Annotated in this window: 15 protein-coding genes; 14 read left to right on the top strand and 1 reads right to left on the bottom strand. The window is 71.1% G+C overall.

Annotated elements, in window-relative coordinates; translation table 11 throughout:
- The first annotated feature begins 16 nt into the window (after window positions 1-16).
- The 10 genes from ACFWYM_RS30265 to ACFWYM_RS30220 all read left to right on the top strand — a co-directional run bounded on the left by ACFWYM_RS30265 (window position 17) and on the right by ACFWYM_RS30220 (window position 11,234).
- A complete protein-coding gene (locus ACFWYM_RS30265) occupies window positions 17-721 on the top strand; it encodes a LysM peptidoglycan-binding domain-containing protein (RefSeq protein ID WP_384844288.1) in 705 nt (234 codons plus the stop codon).
- A gap of 67 nt (window positions 722-788) precedes the next feature.
- The gene (locus ACFWYM_RS30260) at window positions 789-2,558 is read left to right on the top strand and encodes a VgrG-related protein (RefSeq protein ID WP_384844286.1); all 1,770 of its coding nucleotides are present in this window, start codon (window positions 789-791) and stop codon (window positions 2,556-2,558) included.
- Between the two features lie 93 nt (window positions 2,559-2,651).
- Complete coding sequence (locus tag ACFWYM_RS30255) at window positions 2,652-2,981, top strand: PAAR domain-containing protein (RefSeq protein WP_384844283.1); 330 nt, start codon at window positions 2,652-2,654, stop codon at window positions 2,979-2,981.
- 2 nt (window positions 2,982-2,983) lie between these two features.
- On the top strand, window positions 2,984-3,433 hold the full coding sequence (locus ACFWYM_RS30250; RefSeq protein WP_384844280.1) for a GPW/gp25 family protein: 450 nt from the start codon (window positions 2,984-2,986) through the stop codon (window positions 3,431-3,433).
- Window positions 3,420-5,372 carry a putative baseplate assembly protein gene (locus ACFWYM_RS30245; protein WP_384844277.1) on the top strand — a complete coding sequence of 651 codons (1,953 nt, stop codon included), beginning with the start codon at window positions 3,420-3,422 and terminating at the stop codon, window positions 5,370-5,372. The genes ACFWYM_RS30250 and ACFWYM_RS30245 overlap by 14 nt, the downstream gene beginning before the upstream one ends.
- Before the next feature lie 8 nt (window positions 5,373-5,380).
- A complete protein-coding gene (locus ACFWYM_RS30240; protein ID WP_384844275.1) occupies window positions 5,381-5,974 on the top strand; it encodes a hypothetical protein in 594 nt (197 codons plus the stop codon).
- Between the two features lie 501 nt (window positions 5,975-6,475).
- Window positions 6,476-7,234, top strand: coding sequence for an NADase-type glycan-binding domain-containing protein (locus ACFWYM_RS30235; RefSeq protein WP_384844272.1), 759 nt, complete (start codon window positions 6,476-6,478; stop codon window positions 7,232-7,234).
- On the top strand, window positions 7,231-8,589 hold the full coding sequence (locus tag ACFWYM_RS30230) for a hypothetical protein (protein WP_384844269.1): 1,359 nt from the start codon (window positions 7,231-7,233) through the stop codon (window positions 8,587-8,589). The genes ACFWYM_RS30235 and ACFWYM_RS30230 overlap by 4 nt, the downstream gene beginning before the upstream one ends.
- A gap of 42 nt (window positions 8,590-8,631) precedes the next feature.
- Window positions 8,632-9,300 (top strand): DUF4255 domain-containing protein, encoded by a 669-nt coding sequence (locus ACFWYM_RS30225; protein ID WP_384844266.1) that lies wholly within the window; start codon window positions 8,632-8,634, stop codon window positions 9,298-9,300.
- Entirely contained in the window at window positions 9,297-11,234 is a 1,938-nt protein-coding gene (locus ACFWYM_RS30220; RefSeq protein WP_384844263.1) for an ATP-binding protein, read from the top strand. Before ACFWYM_RS30225 ends, ACFWYM_RS30220 begins: the two co-directional genes overlap by 4 nt.
- A gap of 157 nt (window positions 11,235-11,391) precedes the next feature.
- Here the strand turns inward: ACFWYM_RS30220 and ACFWYM_RS30215 are convergent, their stop codons facing one another.
- Window positions 11,392-13,542 carry a nitrate- and nitrite sensing domain-containing protein gene (locus tag ACFWYM_RS30215; protein ID WP_384844260.1) on the bottom strand — a complete coding sequence of 717 codons (2,151 nt, stop codon included), beginning with the start codon at window positions 13,540-13,542 and terminating at the stop codon, window positions 11,392-11,394.
- Between the two features lie 458 nt (window positions 13,543-14,000).
- Between ACFWYM_RS30215 and ACFWYM_RS30210 the strand changes: the two genes are divergently transcribed.
- The 4 genes from ACFWYM_RS30210 to ACFWYM_RS30195 all read left to right on the top strand — a co-directional run bounded on the left by ACFWYM_RS30210 (window position 14,001) and on the right by ACFWYM_RS30195 (window position 19,450).
- Entirely contained in the window at window positions 14,001-17,204 is a 3,204-nt protein-coding gene (locus ACFWYM_RS30210) for a hypothetical protein (RefSeq protein WP_384844257.1), read from the top strand.
- 51 nt (window positions 17,205-17,255) lie between these two features.
- Complete coding sequence (gene tpx, locus ACFWYM_RS30205) at window positions 17,256-17,756, top strand: thiol peroxidase (RefSeq protein WP_384844254.1); 501 nt, start codon at window positions 17,256-17,258, stop codon at window positions 17,754-17,756.
- Window positions 17,757-18,628: 872 nt separating this feature from the next.
- The gene (locus ACFWYM_RS30200) at window positions 18,629-19,024 is read left to right on the top strand and encodes a MarR family transcriptional regulator (protein WP_384844251.1); all 396 of its coding nucleotides are present in this window, start codon (window positions 18,629-18,631) and stop codon (window positions 19,022-19,024) included.
- A 24-nt stretch (window positions 19,025-19,048) separates the two neighbouring features.
- A complete protein-coding gene (locus ACFWYM_RS30195; RefSeq protein ID WP_384844248.1) occupies window positions 19,049-19,450 on the top strand; it encodes a hypothetical protein in 402 nt (133 codons plus the stop codon).
- Window positions 19,451-19,474 lie beyond the last annotated feature (24 nt).

Genomic DNA, 19,474 nt, shown 5'->3' with positions numbered 1-19,474 from the left:
CCTGAAAGGAGGCGGCGTGCCGAACGACTGCCACGACAAGATGGTCAAGGCCGTCTTGATGATCTACGCGCCGCCCAGTGCGGGCGGCGCCGACCCCGGCCCCTTCCTGGAAGAGATCTCCTTCCAGTTCAACCCGGCCGAGATCGCCCTCGTCAAGGAGGTCTCGTGGGCCCGCCACCCTGCACGCTCGGCGGAGCAGGCGGGCATCCCCGAGTTCATCGGCAGCCGCCCGCGCGTCCTGACGATGACCGTGATGCTCGACGAGAAGGACCAGCAGGGGCAGTCGGTGGACCGGCGCGTGAAGCGGCTGATGGAGCACTGCGTGCCGACCGAGGGCAGCCGGGGCAACGAGCTGCCGTCGCCGCCCTGGGTCAGGTTCCGCTGGGGCACCTTCGAGTCGGTGTCCTTCCTCGCCTTCCTCAGCAGGGTCAAGGCGACGTACACCCGGTTCTCGCCCCAGGGCGACCCGCTGCGGGCGCTCTGCGACGTCACGCTGGAGGAGGTCGGCACGGCGGTCAAGGGGCAGAACCCGACGTCGGGTTCGCCCGCCTCACGGGACTCGTACACCTTCGTCCAGGGCGACTCCCTGCAGTCCGTCGCCACGCGCCAGAGCGGCCGCCCCGGGGACTGGCGCGCCATCGCGGCGCTCAACGGGATCGACGACCCGTCGAGGGTCCGCCCCGGCCACGAGCTGCTGCTGCCCAGCAGTACGGGCCAGTGACCCACCGGCTCCGCACCTGCCCCCCCCACCTACACACCGCCGACAACTCACCCAAGGAGACCGGGACATGACGATGACTCACACATCGTCGCTCATCGTGTGGGCCGACGGGAGCAGGCTGTCCGCACCTCACAGCGCGGCCCTGGCGTGGGCGACCGTCGAGGAGAGCGGGCACGCCTCCGCCTGCGTGGAGATCGGGTTCCGTGATCCGTCCCGGGCCTCTCTGCTCGCCTCGACGGGGATCGAACTGGGCAGCGCCCTGCGGCTGGAGGCCGTCACGCCCGAGGGCAGCCACGACCTCTTCGAGGGCGAGGTCACCGGCTGCGAGGCGCGGGCGGCCGACGACGAGGGCCTCTTCACCGTGATCCGCGCGGAGGACGGCGCCCATCGGCTGAAGCGGGGCCGCAGGACCGTCGCCTACCACCAGAAGTCGGCGGACCAGATCGCCCGGAAGCTCGCCGAGGGGGCGGGGCTGCGGACCGGGCAGATCGACGCCACCTCGGTGGTGTACGAGTTCCTCACCCAACCGGCCGTCTCCGACTGGGAGTTCCTCCGGCATCTGGCGCGCGAGAACGGCCGTGACCTCTTCGTCCGGTCGGGCGCGCTGCACTTCGCGGAGCCCGCCAAGGCGTCGGACGCCCCGGCCAAGGGCTCGCCCGCGCGGCAGAGCCCCTTCGCCCTCGAGTACGGGCAGAACGTGGTGGAGGTGTCGTCGGTGGCGACGCTGCGCGAGCAGGTGACGGGCGTGTCGGTGCGGGGCTGGGACCCCGAGCAGAAGGAGCCGGTCGCCGCGCACCGCTCCCCCGCCGCGCCGCCCACCCGCGACGTGAACTGGACAGCCGGACCGGGCGTCGTACGCGGAGAGCCCCTGCTGCTCGCGGGGCTGCCGCGCCCGACCCAGAACGAGGTCGAGCGGGTGGCCGAGGCCATGGCGCAGGAGGTCGCGGCCGGACTCACCGAACTCCGCGTCGTGGTCCGGGGAGAGCCCCGGCTTCGACTGCGCTCCGCCGTCTCCCTGACGGGACTCGGCACGCGCTTCGAGGGCCGCTACGCCGTCACCGCGGTGCGCCACACCTACCGCGCGGATTCCGGCTACCGCACGGAGCTGACCGTGCGCGAGGGCGCCGACCGCGCGGTCGCCGGGCGCGTCGGCGACGGCGAGGCGGGGCTTCGCCGCTTCTACGGGCTCGTGCCGGGCCGGGTCGTCAACATCAAGGACCCCCGTAACCAGGGCAGGGTCAAGGTGGAGCTGCCGTGGCTGTCGGAGTCGTACGAGAGCAACTGGGCCCGCACCGTCCAGCTCGGCGGCGGCCGCCGGCACGGAGTCGTCCTGCCCGAGCTGAGGGACGAGGTCCTCGTGGGCTTCGAGCAGGGCTGCCTGGACCGCCCGTACATACTGGGCGGGCTCTTCAACGGCGTCGACAAGCCCGAACCCCGGCAGAGCGGCCTGGAGTTGTACGACGGGACGAAGGGCACCGTCAACCGGCGCTCGTTCGCGTCCAGGGAGGGGCACCGACTCGAACTCCTCGACGCGGGCGCCCACGGCATGGGCGCGGTCCTGGTCAGCGGCGACGACAAGCTGCAGATCAAGCTCGACCAGCACGACACGCTCATCACCGTGCACAGCAAGGGGACCGTGGAGATCTCCGCCGCCTGGGGCATCACGATCGATGCCGGTGACGGGCCGCTGGAGCTCAAGGGCCAGGACATCACCCTGTCCGGGAAGAACGTCGACATCGCCGCGAGCGTCGACGCCAAGGTGTCCGGCGGACAGGCCGTCGCGGTCAAGGGCGGCATGCAGGCGAACCTCACCGCGGCCCTCGTGAAGATCAACTGATGCGCCCCGGACCCCCGGACCCACGGACCGACGCCCCTAACGAAGCCCTGCCCGACCACAAAGTCCCCGCCCGACCACAAGGAGACAACGACCGTGCCTGCCGCCGTGCGCATCGGTGACGCCACCTCCCACGTGCCCAACCCGACCCCCGCGCCCGTCCCCGCGGGCACGGGCGCGGTGACCGGGCCGCCGTTCGCGGCGACGGTCCTCATCGGCGGTCAACCCGCCGCCGTGGGCGGCGCGTTGGCGGCCTGCGCGTTTCCGGGGCACATACCGCCGCTGCCGCCCATGCCGCTGATCTCCGTGCCCAGGCCGGGCAAGACCGTGCTGATCGCCGGACAGCCCGCCGCCGTGATGGGCGACAAACTGCCCTGCGGCGCCGCGGTGGTCGGCGGCTGCCCCACCGTCACGATCGGCGGCTGAGCATGTCCGAGCACTTCGTCGGCCGGGGCTGGGCGTTCCCGATGGGCGTCAGCGCGTCCGGCGGCATCGCGATGGCGGAGGGGCGCTTCGACGTCGAGCAGTCCATCCGGCTCATCCTGAGCACGGAGCCGGGCGAGCGGCCCATGCGCCCGGAGTTCGGCTGCGCCGTCCGCGACAAGGTCTTCGGCTCCTTCGACGCGTCCACGAGCGGCGCGATCGCCCACGAGGTGCGGCGTGCCCTGGAGCGCTGGGAGCCGCGCATCGTCGTCGACGACGTGGATGTCTCCCAGGACGGCGAGCAGCAGGAAGTCCTGCTCATCCACATCGACTACCACCTGGCGCGCACGAACAGCCGCCGCAATCTGGTCTGTCCGTTCTATGTGATCCCCGCCCGTGAGGGCGGCCCCGACTGGGGCGGGAGCTCCCGGAATGAAGCCGATGTCACTGCCTAGTCCCGATCTCGACGACCGCCGTTTCCAGGACCTCGTCGACGACGCCAAGCGGTTCATCCAGCGACGCTGCCCGGAGTGGACCGACCACAACGTCTCCGACCCCGGTGTCGCCCTGGTCGAGGCATTCGCGCAGATGGTGGACCAGCTCTCGTACCGCCTGAACCGGGTGCCCGACAAGATCCATCTGGAGTTCCTCGACCTCCTCGGGGTGCAGCTGATGGCCCCTCAGGCGGCGCGCGGCGAGCTGACGTTCTGGCTGTCCGCACCGCAGGCGGCGACCGTGACCGTCCCGGTCGGCGCGGAGGTCGCCACTCCCCGTGCCGGGAACGCCGATGCCTGTGTGTTCACCGTCGAGCAGGCGCTGGACATCCCGCCCGCCTCGTTCCGGCAGCTCGGCACCGCGACGGCGGGGCAGGCACCGGCCCTGATCACCGAACGCTTCCTCGCCGGGGAGCCGGTGGTCTGCTTCGCGCAGCCGCCCGCCGTGGACGACAGCCTGCTCGTCGGCCTGTCGCAGGCCGTGCCCCGCTGCGCGGTGGCCCTGCGCATCGACTGCTCGCTGGACGGCGTGGGCGTCGATCCGCGTCGCCCGCCCCGGGTCTGGGAGGCGTGGTGCGGGGAGTCGTGGGTGGCCTGTGAGATCGCCGATGACGGCACGGGCGGGCTGAACCGCCCGGGAGAGGTGGTGCTGCACGTCCCGGCGGGGCACACGGCCTCGCTGATCGGTCGCCGCCGGGCGGGCTGGCTGCGCTGCCGCGTGGTCGACTCCGCCCCGGGCCAGCCCGCCTACTCCGCCTCCCCCCGGGTCAGCGCCCTGGAGGCTTACACGATCGGCGGCACCACCGGCGCGGTGCACGGCGAGCCGGTCGCCCACGACGAACTCGGCATCTCGGACGGCACTCCCGGCCAGTCGTTCACGGTTCAGCACACCCCCACCGTCGGCTCCCTGCGCTCGGTCGTCGTCGAGACCCGGGCGGGCGGCGCGCAGACCTGGGACGCGGTCGCGACGTTCGCGGACTCCGGCCCCGACGACCGCCACGTGACGGTCGACGAGGTCTCGGGCACCGTCCGGTTCGGTCCCGCCGTGCGCCAACCAGGCGGTGGGGTACGCCAGTTCGGCGCCGTGCCGACCGTCGGCGCCCGCATCACCGCCGGCACCTACCGGCGGGGCGGCGGCCGCGAGGGCAACGTGGCGGCACACACCCTCACCGTCCTGCGCACCCCGATCTCGCTGGTCGCGAGCGTGGAGAACCGGGCGGGCGCGGTCGGCGGCGTGGACGCAGAGACGCTCGACAACGTACGCCTGCGAGCCGGGCACTGGCTGCGCACCCAGGACCGGGCGGTGACGGCGCGGGACTACGAGGCGATCGCGGCCGCCGCCTGCCGCGAGGCGGGCCGGATCGAATGCGTCGCCGACCCCTCGGGGCCGGACGGCCCCGGTCTGGTGCGCGTATTGCTCGTGCCGCGCGTGCGGGACGTCCGTGAGGAGGACAGCTGGCGTGAACTGGTGCCCACCCAAAGGATGTTGGAGTCGGCGGCGCGTGCCGTCGAGGCCGCCCGCCCGCTGGGCGTACGCGTGTCCGTCAGCGGGCCCGCCTACCAGGGCGTCACGGTCGTCGCCGGGGTGGAGGCGGTCAAGGGCGCGGACCGGCAGCAGGTGGAGGAGCGCGTGCTGCGCGCCCTGTACGAGTGCCTGAGCCCGCTGCCCGCGGCGGACGGCACCCGGCCGGGCTGGCCGCTGGGGCGCGCCCTGCGCCTGAGCGATCTGTACACCGTGGCCGCGGGCTGTCAGGGCGTCGAGTCGGTGAGCAAGCTCCAGATGTATCCGGCGGACCTGAGCACGGGTGAACGACAGGCGCCCACCGAACGCCTCCACGTCGGCCCGGCCACGCTGTTCCTCTCCTACCGCCACCAGGTCGCCGTCAAGAAGGCCCGCTAGGGGGACCCATGGACGTCCAGCACACGCACCCGCTGGTGCCCGGGAGCCGCTCGCTGCGGGCGCTCCTGCCCGAGAGCTACCGGCAGGGGGACTTCGCCGACCGGTTCATCGCCGGGTTCGACGACACCCTCGCACCGCTGATCACCGCGCTCGACTGCCTGGACGCCCATCTCGGCGCCCGGACCGCGCCGGACGACTTCGTGACGTGGATGCTCCGCTGGAGCGGCACCGAACTGCCGGCCTGCGTCGGCACGATCGGACGCCGCAACGCGCTGCTCCTCGGCCGCCGTCTGCACGGCCTGCGGGGCACCCGCCCCGGTCTGGAGCTGCTCGTACGAGAGGTGCTCGGCGGCAGGCTCGAGGTGGCCGAGACGGGCACCACGCACTGCTCGCCCGGCCCCGAGGAACACCCCGCGCCCGAGGGCGGCGCGTGGGTGCGCGTCCGTGTCCTGCTCCCCTACGGCACCGCAGCCCGCGCCGGGGTGGCCGAGGACGTCGAGGACCTGGTCCGCGAGTGGATTCCGGTCCACGTCAACGCGTCCGTCGCCGTGCTCGACGACAGAGATCCGCTGTCGCCGACACCATCCGGAAGCGGGCGGTAGATGGCCTCGAACGATTACGGGGGTCACGGCGGTTCCGGGGGCGCCGGGGGTCCTGGGGGGCCTGGGGGTCCTGGGGGTCCTGGGCAGAACGGCTTGGGAGGGCGGGGGATCTGTGCCACTTGTGGCACCCCTGCCTATCGCGGGGAGATGTTCTGCGTGTCCTGCGGCGGCTATCAGGGGTGGGACGTCACGGGCGGGCAGACGGTGCTGCGTCCCGGCACGGAGGGACCCGTTCCGGGCTCGGATCCCCGGACCCCTGCCTCACCCTCCCCACCGCCCACGCCGCCCACGCCGCCCGGACAGGAACAGTACGCGCGGGGCAACTCCGCCATGCCTGGCTGGACTTGGGCCCCGGAGGCGGCCGGGCCCGGACACCCATCGGCGTCCGCCGAGCCCCTGGTCATCAGGGGCGAAGTCCTGGCCGGGCAGCCGATGCCAGAGCCGGGACCGGACCCGGTGCCGACCCCGGGGCCACAGCCCGTACCGGCTGAGCCGGAGACAATGTACGCCGACGTGCCCCGGCTGCTGCTGTGCCCCCACTGCCACAGCGGCAACCCCGAGACGCGCGCGTACTGCCATCCCTGCGGAGCCCTGTTGCGCCCCGCCCCCGTCGCGGCGGAACCCCCCGAGCAGACGTTCCGCGAGCGGCTGCGCGCCAAGTACTGCGAGCGGCCCGAGGTATGGCACTGGGACCGGCGCTGGCTGACGGTCATGGCCGCCGTGCCGCTGTTCTTCACGGCGGGCATCGGGGCGGGCGCGGGCGTGGTCGCCGCCGGCGAGGCTCTGCCCGGGATCAAGGACCGGTTCGCGGGGCAGAACAGCATCGCGCCGGACGCGGTGGAAGCCTCCAGCGCGGCCAAGGGGTTCGGCGCGCAGCTCGCCGCGGACGGCGTGGACAACCGCGCGTGGGCGCCCGAGGAGCGGGGCCAGGAAGCGGTCGGCCAGACCTGGACGGCCACGTTCAAGGAGCCCTTCCGGCTCACCACTCTGGCGCTCATCAGCGGCGGCTCACCCAGGCCGAAGGAGTTCCTGCGCAACGGGCGGCCCGCCAAGGTCACCGTCACGGTCATCACAGCGGGCGGCGGAAAGGCCACCCGCACCCTCACCCTCTTCGACCAGCCGGGCCCCCAGCGCTTCTCGTTCGGCATCGACGCGGTGGTGTCCGTGGAGATACGGATCGACGCGGTGCGGGCCGGGCTGCGGCCCAAGTCACCGATCGCGCTGGCGGAAGTGCAGTTCTTCACCAGGCGAACCTCATGACCGTGAGAGCCGAACTGGTCGTGCCCGAGGAGCCGGTGCCGCCCGGTGAGAGCCTCACCGTCCATCTGCACGTGTGGAACGAGGGCCGGATCGTCGACGCGTACGACCTGGAACTGCTCGGCCCCCCGGCCGAGTGGGACAAGGACGGGGGCTCGCTGGGCCAGCTGCCGGTGTATCCCGGCAACCACGAGAAGATCAACATTCCGCTCGCGGTGCCGCGCGACGGCGAACTCCGCCCGGGAGCCCTGCCGTTCGCCGTCCGGGTGGCGTCGACGGAGAACCCGGAGGTGGTGGCGGTCCCGGAAGCAGCCGTCATCGTGGGCGAGTTCCGCGACGTCGAGCTCGAACCGGTCCGCTCCCGCACGACGGGAGCACTGTGGGCGAACAACCTGGTCGTCCTGCGCAACACCGGCAACGTCGCACTGACGCTCCGCCTCAAGTCGGCCCCGGAACAGCCCGACGCCCCCCTGCGCACTCGCCTGCGCCGCTCCCGGCTCGCCCTCGCTCCCGGCGACAAGGCCAGGGTGGCCCTCGCCGTGCGGGTGCGCCCGCCGGTGTGGGTGGGTGCACCCGCTCAGTGGAGGGTGACGACGAGCGCCGCTTGGGGGGAGGGAGATCAGGCGCACTCCACGGACTTCGTGCACCGGCAGCGCGCCCTGCTGTCCAAGGCCGCCTTCAAGGCACTGACGGCCCTGACCGCTCTCCTCATCGCGGCCGCCGTCCTGTGGTTCTCCCCCATCGGCAAGAAGACGCCGACGGCCAAGACCGAGTCGGCGCCGGGGCTTTCGCAGGCAGACGCGGTGGAGCAGAAGGAGAAGAAGGCCGCGGCGCAGGAGAAGAAGCAGAAGGAGAAGGCCGAGCGGGAGGAAGAGGAGGAAGGAGCACCGCGCAAAAAGACCCTCCAGAAGGCCCTGTTCGTCGACTCCAAGAGCAAGGCGCTCACCGACCGGTACCAGGTCCCCAAGGGCTATCGGCTGGTGTTCAAGACCGCGCAGATCACCGCTTCCGGCACCGAGACCAGCACCCTGCTGCTGAAGGCCGCGGGCAAACCGCTGGCCAGCATGAGCACGCAGAAGGCCGAGGACGTGACTCCCAAGAGCCCCGTCGTCGTCAAAGCGGGGGACACGGTCACGCTGGCCCTGGACTGCAAGGCCCCGCCTCCTCCGGCGGACGGCGAGAGGCCCGGCGACAACGGGGCGGGGAGCGGTGGGGCCGGCAGTGGTGAGAAGGAATCGGGGCGGCCCGGACCGGCGGACCCCGCGGCCTGCACAGCGACCGCTCTGCTCAGCGGGGAGCTCGTCCCCCTCGACGGGCCCTTCTCCGAGCCCGACCCGACCCGACCGTCCGGTTCCTGACGCCATGTCAGTCACAACCGCCCACGCCCCGGAGATCACCTGGTGAGCCTGGTCCAGCACGTCGACGAACTCCTCGCGGAGCACCTGCGCGAAGGCCCGCTGCTCGGTGTCAACGCTCAGGTCGTCTTCGACACACCCAATGCCGACTGGGCCGCGCGCCGCTCGGGCCCCTGCGTCAACGTCTACCTGTACGGCATCGACGAGGACCCGGCCCGTCGGCAGTCGGGCGAGACCAGCATCATCGACGAGGACGGCAAGGTCGTCGGCTACGGCCACCCCCTGCGCTACTTCCGGATGAGCTACGCCCTCACCGTCTGGGCCCAGTCCGTGCAGGACGAACACCGCATGCTGGGCACGCTGTTGGAGTGGTGCGTGGCCACCGACACCCTGACCCCGCTCTCCTCCCGGCACCCCCGGGAGCCGCTGTCGCTGCGGCTGCGCGACAGCAAGGAGGGGGTGGAGAGCCCGCTCTCACGCATCTGGACCGGCCTGAACTGCGCGGTCCGCCCGGCCCTCGACCTCCTGGTGACCGCACCGGTCCGCCGCCCCGACAGCGGTGCGCGGACCCCGCCGACGGAAGGGATGACGCTCAGGGCACGCCGCACCGACCCTCCGCCCGGCGAGGCACCGGGCGGGACCCCCGCGCCGGATTCACCGTCCGGCCCCCACGAGCCCCCGCGCCCCCGGCGGCGTGTGGAGGAGATCGCATGACCGAGTCCGCCCACGAAGACCACGCTGCACCTCCATCGGGGTCCCTCTTCGAGGACCGCATGGCCGAACTGGAGGACCGGCTGCGGCACTTGTACGTGAACCGCTCCTCGGACCTGCCGCCCGAGGCGGCCCCGTCCGGGCCCGGAGAGGGCGCCTGGGAGCCGGACCTCTCGGCGTACGGCCCCGACGATCCCCTGACCGCGCTGTGCCACGAGTTCGGTCTGCGCGCCGACGAGGCCGACCTGCTGGTCGCCGCCGCGCTGCCCGAGGTGAACGGCAACTGTGCGGCCGCCTATCGCGCGCTCGGCCCCTTCGCGCGCCCGACGGCCGCCGTCGCCCTGGAACTTCTCGGCCTCTCCCTCACGGAAGGTGTGGTCAGAGGGTTGCTGCACGAGGGCTCCGCGCTGCTGTCCGGTGGGCTCGTCGTCTTCGAGAACCCGCGCGACCCGTTCGCCGAGCGCTGCCTGCGCGTGCCGGACCGGGTCGTCGGCCACCTCCTGTCGGGGGCCGGGCACGGGGCCGGGCACGGACCACTCACTCCAGCTGTTTCGGGCGACCGGCGGCTGAGCCCCGTACCACCGCTGCCGCACACGCCGGACGAGGAGTCGCTCGCCGCCCTGACCGCGCAGCTGCGCGCGGACGCCGCGGGCACGCTGTACCTGCGGGAAGACATCACCGGCGCGGCGCTGCCCCTGGCGTGCGACGCGCTCCGCGCCATGGGTCGGACCCCGTTGCTGCTCGATCCGTTCGACCTGGAGCACGCCGACGCCGAACTCCTGGACTCCGTACGCCTGGAGGGACGCCTGGTCGGCGGTGGCATCGTGATTCCGGTGTACGCGGAGGAGGGCGACCCCGTGGTGCCCGCCCTGAGCCGGCTGATCTCGGGCCTCGCACGCAGCCCCCTGCCCGTGCTCCTGTACGGCAGCGAGGTGTGGCGGGAGAAGGTGTGGCGGACCGTGCCCCGGGCCACGTTCGACGTGCGGGGCGGCGGCAGCCGGAGCCGGCCGCTGCCCACCGCGGCGGGTGCGGTCATCGACATCGCCCGCCGCGACGCCGCGCTGCGGGGCGCGACGCTGCCGGTCGGGACCGCGCGCCGCATCGCCCACGTACAGGCCGCCCGCAGCCTCGAACAACTCGCCCGGCACGTCGAGCCGCAGGTCGCACGGGACGACCTGGTGCTGCCCGCACGCGTACGGGAACAGCTGGACATGCTGGTGTTCCGCATCGAGCGGCGTGAGGAGGTCCTCGGCACGCACGGGCTGCGGCGCGGCGGCGGCCGTGGCTGGGGCGCGACGGCGCTGTTCACCGGGGAGTCCGGCACCGGCAAGACGATGGCGGCGGAGGCGGTCGCGGGGCGCCTCGGCCTGGACCTGTACATCGTCAGCCTGCCGTCCGTCGTGTCGAAGTACATCGGCGAGACGGAGAAGAACCTGGAGCGGATCTTCAGCGCGGCGGAGGCGCTGGACTGCGTGGTCCTGTTCGACGAGGCCGACACGCTCTTCGCCAAGCGCGGGGCGGTCAAGGACTCCAACGACCGGCACGGCAACCTGCAGATCGGCTACATGCTCCAACGACTGGAGCAGTTCGACGGGTTGGCGATCCTGACCACCAACCTGCGGGCCAACATGGACGGCGCCTTCACCCGCCGGTTCGACGAGATCGTCGAGTTCGGGAGCCCGACGGCGACGGTGCGGGCGGAGCTGTGGCGCCGCTACCTCGCCGAGAGCCCGGACGCGGCGTGCGACGTCGACGGGATCGCGCAGGACTACTCGCTGGCGGGCGGCAACATCCGCGCGGCCGTGGAGACCGCCGTGTTCCGGGCGGCCGCGGGCGGGCGGCCGGTGGCGGCGGAGGACGTGCTCAAGGGGATCGAGACGGAGTACGGGAAGCTCGGGCGGCTGTTCCAGCGCCCCGGCCCGGCTCTGGGCCCGTAGCCGGAACAGGTCGCCGGGGCATGGCGCCACTGCTGGATGTCGGCCGGTCGCACGGCACCCTCGGAGGTGAACTCTTCCATCAACCAGCCGACTTGGTGCTCCGCGGCGACCGGTGCAGGCGGTGCGACTGGTGCGTTCACAGGAACGTGGGTCTCAGTCATCGGCTCGGCCTCTCTTCTCCCTCGGTCCGCCGTACCGTGCTCTCCGGTGGCCGCTGCGGCTGCTGTTCGCGCAGCGTCGCCCGGGGCGCGCGACGCGGAAGGCCGCCTGGCGCGGGACGCTGTACGGCGGGCATGGCCCGGGTCTCTTCTACGGGTCCCTGGGCCGGGGCCGATGAAGTCGGTGCCGGCGTGGGCGGCGGGGTCTGTGGACGCGGAGTCGACGTCGGCGGTGCTGGCGACGCGGTGGCGAGCACCTCGTGCGGGAGGACCACCGAGGCCGTGGCGCCCTTGCCCGTCGAGCCGATCCGCACCCGGATCCCGTGGGCGGAGGCCAGCCTGCTGACCACGTAGAGCCCGATCCGCTGGGTGGTCGAGGCGTCGACGCCCGGGGGCTCGCGCAACGCGGCGTTGAGCTGGACCAGTTGGGCGGGCCCGATCCCCACTCCGCTGTCCTCGACGGTGATCAGCACATCGCCTCCGGCGGCGGCCCGGCCGACCGCCATGACGCGGCTGGCCGGGCTCGAGTACTGCGTGGCGTTCTCCATGAGCTCGGCCAGGAGATGGGTGAGGTCGTGGACCACGGGAGCCGCCACCCACACCTCGGCGCCGCCGACCACCTGGATGCGGGTGAACTGCTCCACCTCGGCGGCGGCCGCCCGCAGCACGTCGACGAGCGGGGCCGCAGTCCCGTACAGCCGGCCGGGGCTCTGACCGGCGAGCACGAGGAGGTTCTCGCCGTGCCTGCGCATGCGCGTCGCCAGGTGGTCGATGCGGAACAGCTCCTCCAGCCGGGCCGGATCGGCCTCCGCGCGTTCGAGGCGGGTGACGACGGCCAGTTGGCGGTGGACGAGGACCTGGCCCCGCCGGGCCAGGGAGGCCAGCATGTCGTTGACGCTGCCGCGCAGCTCGGCCTGTTCGGCGGTCTGCTTGAGTGCTTCGGCGAAGACCTGCTCGAAGGCGCGCGACACGTCGCCGATCTCATCGCGCGTGCCCAGGTCCAGCACCACGGGCCGGTCCGGAGCATCCATCGGGCCACCCTCCGGCATCGCGGCCACCAAGGCGGGCAGTTCCTGGCGCGCGGCCCGCAGCGCGGTGCGCCGCAGCCTGCTGAGCTGGCGCACCGTGGCCTGCACGATCCAGGTGGCGAGCAGGAGGGCGAGGAGCAGCGCGAGTCCCACGGCGCCGCCGCTCCACCACGCCTGCGCCTGCGCCTCGTAGCGTTCGCGCGCGACGCTGTCGGTGATGCGCTGGGCGATCCGGGTCTCGATGCGATTCAGGTCGTCGATGACGCGGGTCGCGGAGGTGTTCCACTCCTTGACCAGGGCGGCGTCCAGTTCGGACGGCTTGGCGTTCGCAGCCTTGCTCACCATGGCAGCCACGTACGCCGCGTCGTAGGCCCGCCGGAACCGCTCGGCGTCCCCCTTCTCCGCGGCGACCAGGAACTCGCGGAACACGACCTTCTGCAGCCCGCGGTGCGAGGCCGCCTCGGCCCATTCGGCCTTCTCCACCTTGCCCCGCGAGAAGCCCGCGTTGAGCAGGGCCCGCTGGCTGGACAGCGATGCCTTGCCGATGGAGAGCGAGCTGAGCGCCCAGGTGTCGGCGGCGGCGGAGCCTTCGCCACGCCCCGCTTCGATGGCGAGGCCGAGCAGCGGGGTGATCATGTCGGCGTACGCGAGGTCGGTGGCCACCGCGTCGAGGGCCTTGGAGTACGCCTTCGTCCGGAGCTCCGCCAGTCCTTGGAGCGCCGCTTCGGTGTCCGCCACGCGCTCCGCGATCCCGGGCCTGCCCGGGTCGGCCGAGGCGCGCCGGGAGTAGTCGGCGAGCCGCTCGTCGGTTTCCTTCCGGAACGGGACGATGGCGACCTTCGCGTTCTTCTGCAGGGCGGCGAAGTCCCGTTCGTCGGCGAGGGCGTGGGCGAGCTGGGTGGCCGAGAGGACGAGAGCGGCCGACTCCTCCATGGCCTTCATCCGCTCGGCCCGGGCGAGCGAGCCGCGGATCTCCGACGTCGCGAGCCCCAGGGCCAGCAGGGTGGGACAGAGCAGGGCGACCGCCATGCGGGTCGAGATCTTCCAGTGCTGGGGCGACAGCACACTCCGGAACGTGGCCTTGTGCCCAGCCGTGTCCTGCGGGCTCTTCTTCGTTTTCATCGGCGGCGCTGGACCTCTGGGTACGCGAACTCTTCGCCCCAGCAGCGGCGTGGGACCCGGCGATGTTATGAACCGGCGAAGTCGCTCATGAAAGGCGGAAGTTTATACATCGCGGCAGATGATGATGGATGGTCCGGGCATACGGGCCGCCTGGAGTTCACCAAAGAAGCACACCGATCAATCCGAGGTCACATGCGTCGAACTTCGCCCACCGTGAAACCAGCACCCCTCGGCCTAAACTCCCTCCCTCGCGGCCCGGTGGTCCCGCGGCCGCGCTGGTGAAGCGACCGCATTTCCGAAAGGCTGTCATGCCGCCCAGATACTCCGATCCACGTCAGGCTCACCGCAGGGCGCAGCAACAGTCGATGAAGCACGTGCGCGAAGAAGTCGCGGCACGACAGCAGCACACGCACCCCGGTACCCCTGGAACCGGCCGTGACTTCCGAACGATGACACCGGTGCAGATGGCCACGTGGGCCCTGTATCTCAGCAGCGTCGTCGGCCCATTGCCCCAACGGCCTGACCGGCTCCCCGCCCTGCCCGGGCCACACGGGCCCGAGGCACAACCTCAGGAGCAGCCTCCCGGGCCCGAACCCCGGACCGAGGGCCCCACGAGCACGAACTCGTCCAGCACTGAGCACACACCCAGACCCGCAGACACCGACGCCGCAGGCACCGCAGGCACCGAAGGCACCGAAGGCACCGGCGGACTCCTGACCACCCTGGACACTTGGGCCCGCGCCCCCCTGCCGGGCGGCTGGGACCCGCTCCCCCTGCTGCCCGCCGCCCAGGCCCGCGCCCTGCCGCAGCCACCCCCGGTCGTCGACTTCGAATTCCCGGCGGACCCGCCGGAGTTCCTGGCCCGGCCCGAGTACGCCCGCAGAAGCCGGAACGGCACAGTTCCGGTCCACTCGCCGCACGCCGCTGCCGACGCCGACGGGTCGTTCGCGCCGGCGCCGTGGGACACGGTGGAGAGGTTCTGGCGTCGCCTCCGGATCCTGCACCCCAAGCACCTGTGCGCGGTGCACTGGCCGCAGGGCGACATCACCCGGCTCCGGGTGAAGTGCGACATGCCGCGCACCGCGGACAGCCGATTCCTCAACTACGCGCATCTCCGCATCCACTTCAAGCGTGACTGGCCCGACCTCGAGGCGATCTTTCCGGCCGACGGCGAGTGGCGGAACTCCACGTCCCTCATCTCCCCCGATTTCCTGCGGGGCAAGTGGCGGATGTCCTCGGGGGTGACGGTCAGCCTCCTGAGCCGGGACGAGGTGGACAGCACGCATTGGGGAACCCGGATCACGTCGCCCCCGCTCGCTCCGGCCACTCCCGTCATGGAGACCGGACTCCCCACGCTCGGGCGGCAGGAGGCGCGGATTCAGGGCGTCCCGAACCATTCGCCCGCCGAGTTCTCCGTATATGAAGAGCACTTTCTCCCCTTCGGCATGACCACCCAGTACGTGCCCCTGTCCGTGAACGGCGGAAACGGCCGCGGGGTGGGCTGGGAGCACCTCAAGGGCACTCCCGGGCTCCGGACCGTACGGCCGGAAGGGAGTACCTTCGCGCCGAGCTTCGTCTTCGACAAGGAGGACGGATACAACTTCACCCTCTGGTTGACGGCACAGTTCCCGAAGAGCCCTCATTACGACACGGTCGAGATCTGGGTGACTCCGGCCCGGGGCAATCCGGTCAAGGTGGATGACATCGCCGCCGACGGGCAGCGGGCCAGAAACCACGAGGTGACGTTTCCCCGCCCCATCATCGGCGTCTCCGCCAAGCCCAGGCAGCCCGCGGACGGCTCCTGGTCCGTGCCGGCCACCATGACGCTGCACGGGCGCACCGACGCGTTCCCGGCGACCCCGGCCCGGCCGGATCCCCGACTCGAACCCACCGATGGCTACACGGAGTACCTCCGGCAGCAGGGCGTCGTGATGGAGACCCGGCCCCGGGAAGACGGGGTCAGCCTGACCAAGCCGGCCGCGGTCCGGGCCGCGTACAGCCCTGGCTCCTTCTTCCGGGGCGGGGGCTGGACGATCACCGTGCCCGAGGGCCAGGCGTACGACGCCGTGTACGTCTCGGGCAGCCGCGCATTGCACCCCCGTCATGACGCGCTCATCGTGTGGGCCGGCGCCCCCAGGGAGGTCACTCTCCCGGAGAACTCCCGGGTTTCGCTCACCCCGCTGCTTCCGGGGAGGTACCCGGTGGGACCGGTGCGGGCGTTTCCCACCGCTGAAGTGCCCGCGGGCAAGCAGCCGTTGGCATCCGGTGACGGCTGGACCCGCCGCATCTCCGACGCCCACGTCATCGACGAGCGCAACGGCGCCCAGGCGGCGCCGGAGCGGCTCTGGTTCCCTGACTACGTCGTGAGCAAGGGCGAGAGTTTCGCGCGTTGGCCGCAGATCTGCGACGTGTTCCTGGACTCCGCCCAGCCGGGGTGGCTCTTCGTCGGGTGCGATCGCACCGGTGCCTACGAGGAGGTCCAGGTAGTCGTCACGGACGGCGGCTCGTCCCGGGTGTACGAGACGCTGCCCGCCGACGGGAACACGTACGCGATCCTGCTCCCGGGATTCACGGAGGAGTCGTACGAGACCTTCACGCTCACCGTGACCGGCTTCCGCAGGAAGGGCGCGGCGCAGGACGTCGGGTTCCCGCTGCCGGTGAAGGAGGTCAAGGACCAGCAGGTCGCGGGCTCAGGGTCGTTCGGCGGTGTGTCCGGTGCGACCGGGCGTGCCCTCGACGCGAGCACCACCACCGCGGGCCGCAAGAACCTGCTGTACGCCGCCACGTCGTGGACCGGCACGATCGTGCAGCTGACGAGCCCTGATCCCGCGGTCGGGGACACGCTGGTCTCGCTGGGCAACTCCGGCGTCGTGACGATGAACGCGGCCGAGTACACGCTCGGCAAGTTCGGGGTGTGGCACGCGGACAAGCTGGGCAAGGCCGCGCCGTACGTGTCGGTCGTGGTGAACATCGGCTCGCTGGTCAACAGCATCCAGAAGGACGACGGGTTGGCGATCGCCCTGGACGTCATCGCGATCACGGGTGACCTGGTCGTCATCGGACTGGCCTTCGCGGGTGTCGGCGCGGCGCCGCTCGCACTGATCGGCCTCGCTTTCGGACTGCCTGCGATCATGCTCAGCGGCTCGGCCTCGTCGAACCCGCTCGCGGATCCGGAGACGTTCGCCCAGCTCCTCGCCGGTGACACGATCGCGCTGGTCAAGTCGGCCCTCGCCAAGGTGGAGGAGGAGGCGTTCACCAAGTTCACGCAAAACACCCAGAACGCCCAGGGCGACTTCACCAAGGAAGAGACCCTGGACGCCTTCTACCAGGGCTGGAAGGTGGCCGCTGAGCGGATCACGCTGCAGATCCTGGAGCAGCGGGAAGCGAGTTGGCTGCAGCGGATCGACGATCTGAAGCCCTATCCCTACCAGTCGAACCACGATCCGTCCGGCCGGGGGCCGCATGGGGACACCCTGCGCAAGAACCTCCAGAAGCACGGACTCGACGGCTGGACGCAGTCCCGTGATGAGAAGCCACTGCTCAAGGAGGTGGTGCGCAGCTCGTTCCAGCAGATCCGGCAGAACGCCGATGTGCTCGCCAAGGGGCAGCCGTTCTCGTCGGACCACATTCGGATGCCCAACCTCGCCGCGTTCGTGCGCTGACCGAGGACCTCATACGATCAAGGCATCCAGTCCTACACATGAGGAGTTCTCTTGTCTTCGGTCACTTTCCAGGGCAACCCGGTCGACGTGGCGGGCACGTTCCCGCAGAAGGGCAGCAAGGCCCCTGACTTCAGCCTGGTCGCCAAGGACCTGTCGGACGTGTCCCCGGCCGACTTCGCCGGGAAGCGGAAGGTCCTGAACATCTTCCCCAGCGTGGACACGGGCGTCTGCGCCGCTTCGGTGCGCACCTTCAACAAGCTGGCCGCCGACCTTCCGGACACGGTGGTCCTGTGTGTCTCGGCCGACCTGCCGTTCGCCCAGGCCCGCTTCTGCGGAGCCGAGGACCTGGACAACGTCGTGACGCTGTCCACCCTCCGCGGCCGTTCGTTCCTCTCCGACTACGGCGTCGCCATCGAGTCCGGTCCGCTCGCCGGGCTGGCCACCCGGGCCGTGGTCGTGCTGGACGCCGACAACACGGTCCTGTACACGGAGCTGGTCCCGGAGATCACCACCGAGCCGGACTACGCCGAGGCTCTCGCCGCTCTCAAGTAGTCCGCCCAGCACGTCTGTCGACCCGGTGGTTCACCCGCCGGGTCACAGGCGTGCCCTCTGTCTGATCAGCCCATGCCCCCCTGCTTGATCAGCCACAGAACGGCAAGCCCGTCGAGCCGCACCCGTCCGGCGGCGGGACCTGGCTCCCCAGCCTCGCGGCCGCCAGGGCCGTGAGGCGGCACCCTCCACCGGGTCCCGCCACGCCTTCTCTGCTTGTCCGTCACGGCCGTCACCGCCCGAGACTCGGCACCGCTGCTGCCGTCCACGACCGGCGGCCGACGTCCCGGCCCGCACGCGAAGCCTGCTCGGCCACGGGGCGGCAGCGGCTTCTTTGATAAGAGGCCGCCCCAACAAAACTCACTCTGACCTGCGGTGATTCTCTTCACCACGTCGAACCCGACCGACATTCGGCCTGATTCGATGTCCCCAGGACCCCGACACAAACACCTCGTACTTGATGTCGGCCGCAAGAAGCGCGGGCTTTCAACGCGACGCTGGGGAAATGTCGTTGACCGCAGACATCAACTTGCTGTGAGCCGCAAGTCAACTTTCGCTCGCCCGCAAGATCGCACCTGTATGCCAGCGTGGTCGACATCGTCTTGCGGAGAACAGCAAGCCGCATGCACGACGCCAACATGTCCGCCACGTCCGCCCGTCGACGCAGTAAGGGAGGTGCAGTGCCGTCCCCCGAGGCCGTTCCCTCAACGGCGGCATGGGACCGGCCCCGCTACGGTCCGCGTAGCGAGCCCGAGTTCGAGAGTCTGGTGGAATCGGTCGCCGACGAGCTGTCCACCGCCTCGACGCGACTCCCACGCCCTCGCCCTGTCGAGGAAATCAGCATTCGCTACAGGGCGCCTCGCAGAGCCCATGACATGGCCGGCCAGGACGGGTACTCCCTCACGTCCAACTGGTTTCTGGCCAAGATTCTGGCCCGCTGCATCGTTGCCCACAAGATCAGCCCCACACAGACAGCCGTCCTGCTGTATTTGGCGGGCTGCCAGGAAGACAGCTACGTCAACCAGACCCAGCAGCAGATGGCCGACGGCATCGGCATTCCGCGCACCTCGGCCAACGCGGCTCTCAAAAGGCTCTGCACGCTCAATTACGTCAGAAAAGTCCGCAATGGCTGCTGGCAGGTCAACCCCCGACTGTGCTTCCGCGGAAACGGGGACAGACAGAACCGCATCGTCACCTTGACCATGTCAGAGGTCCTGGACAGTGGTTTCCCGGACGAGATCGGTCCGGCAGAGTTCGCTGACGCGCTGTAAGGAGAAGGAATCACAGTGGAAGTCATGTCACCCAAGCTGATGGGCATGCTTGACCGGCTCCGTCTCACGCCCAACGCCCTTGCCGTGCTGGGTCTGTTGACCCGGCTGCAGGACTTCGGCGGCAAGGTCCACATCACCCAGGCGGACATCGGCCACCAATTGGGGCTGCACGAGTCGTCGGTGAGCCGCGCCATGCAGCTGCTGACGGCACGCAATCTCGTGCTTCCGCTGGGGAGGGGACGGGGACATCAACTGCACCCCCTCATCGCGAAGTACGAATCGGAGGACCGCATGCGCAACGCGTTCCTGCACGCGCAGAGCGACATCTCCGCCAATTGCCTGCCCGACATCAAGGTTCCCCGGTACACGAAGAAGCCGCCGCGCCGCACGGTGACCAAGGCTCATCTCGTACCCGTGGCCAGCTGACGGGCGCCGGCCCATGGCGCTGAT

The sequence above is a fragment of the Streptomyces sp. NPDC059009 genome (assembly GCF_042740175.1).
GTDB lineage: Bacteria > Actinomycetota > Actinomycetes > Streptomycetales > Streptomycetaceae > Streptomyces.
Note: the sequence above shows the minus strand (reverse complement) of the source record. Positions and strands in the feature narration are given on the sequence as shown.

What these genes read in the sequence shown, in the direction of transcription:
- ACFWYM_RS30215 (WP_384844260.1), bottom strand. Translation starts at nt 13,542, where the DNA reads ATGAAAACGAAGAAGAGCCCGCAGGACACGGCTGGGCACAAGGCCACG.
- ACFWYM_RS30235 (WP_384844272.1), top strand. Translation starts at nt 6,476, where the DNA reads ATGTACGCCGACGTGCCCCGGCTGCTGCTGTGCCCCCACTGCCACAGC.
- ACFWYM_RS30250 (WP_384844280.1), top strand. Translation starts at nt 2,984, where the DNA reads ATGTCCGAGCACTTCGTCGGCCGGGGCTGGGCGTTCCCGATGGGCGTC.
- ACFWYM_RS30240 (WP_384844275.1), top strand. Translation starts at nt 5,381, where the DNA reads ATGGACGTCCAGCACACGCACCCGCTGGTGCCCGGGAGCCGCTCGCTG.
- ACFWYM_RS30230 (WP_384844269.1), top strand. Translation starts at nt 7,231, where the DNA reads ATGACCGTGAGAGCCGAACTGGTCGTGCCCGAGGAGCCGGTGCCGCCC.
- ACFWYM_RS30195 (WP_384844248.1), top strand. Translation starts at nt 19,049, where the DNA reads ATGTCACCCAAGCTGATGGGCATGCTTGACCGGCTCCGTCTCACGCCC.
- ACFWYM_RS30260 (WP_384844286.1), top strand. Translation starts at nt 789, where the DNA reads ATGACGATGACTCACACATCGTCGCTCATCGTGTGGGCCGACGGGAGC.
- ACFWYM_RS30220 (WP_384844263.1), top strand. Translation starts at nt 9,297, where the DNA reads ATGACCGAGTCCGCCCACGAAGACCACGCTGCACCTCCATCGGGGTCC.
- ACFWYM_RS30245 (WP_384844277.1), top strand. Translation starts at nt 3,420, where the DNA reads ATGTCACTGCCTAGTCCCGATCTCGACGACCGCCGTTTCCAGGACCTC.
- ACFWYM_RS30200 (WP_384844251.1), top strand. Translation starts at nt 18,629, where the DNA reads ATGGCCGGCCAGGACGGGTACTCCCTCACGTCCAACTGGTTTCTGGCC.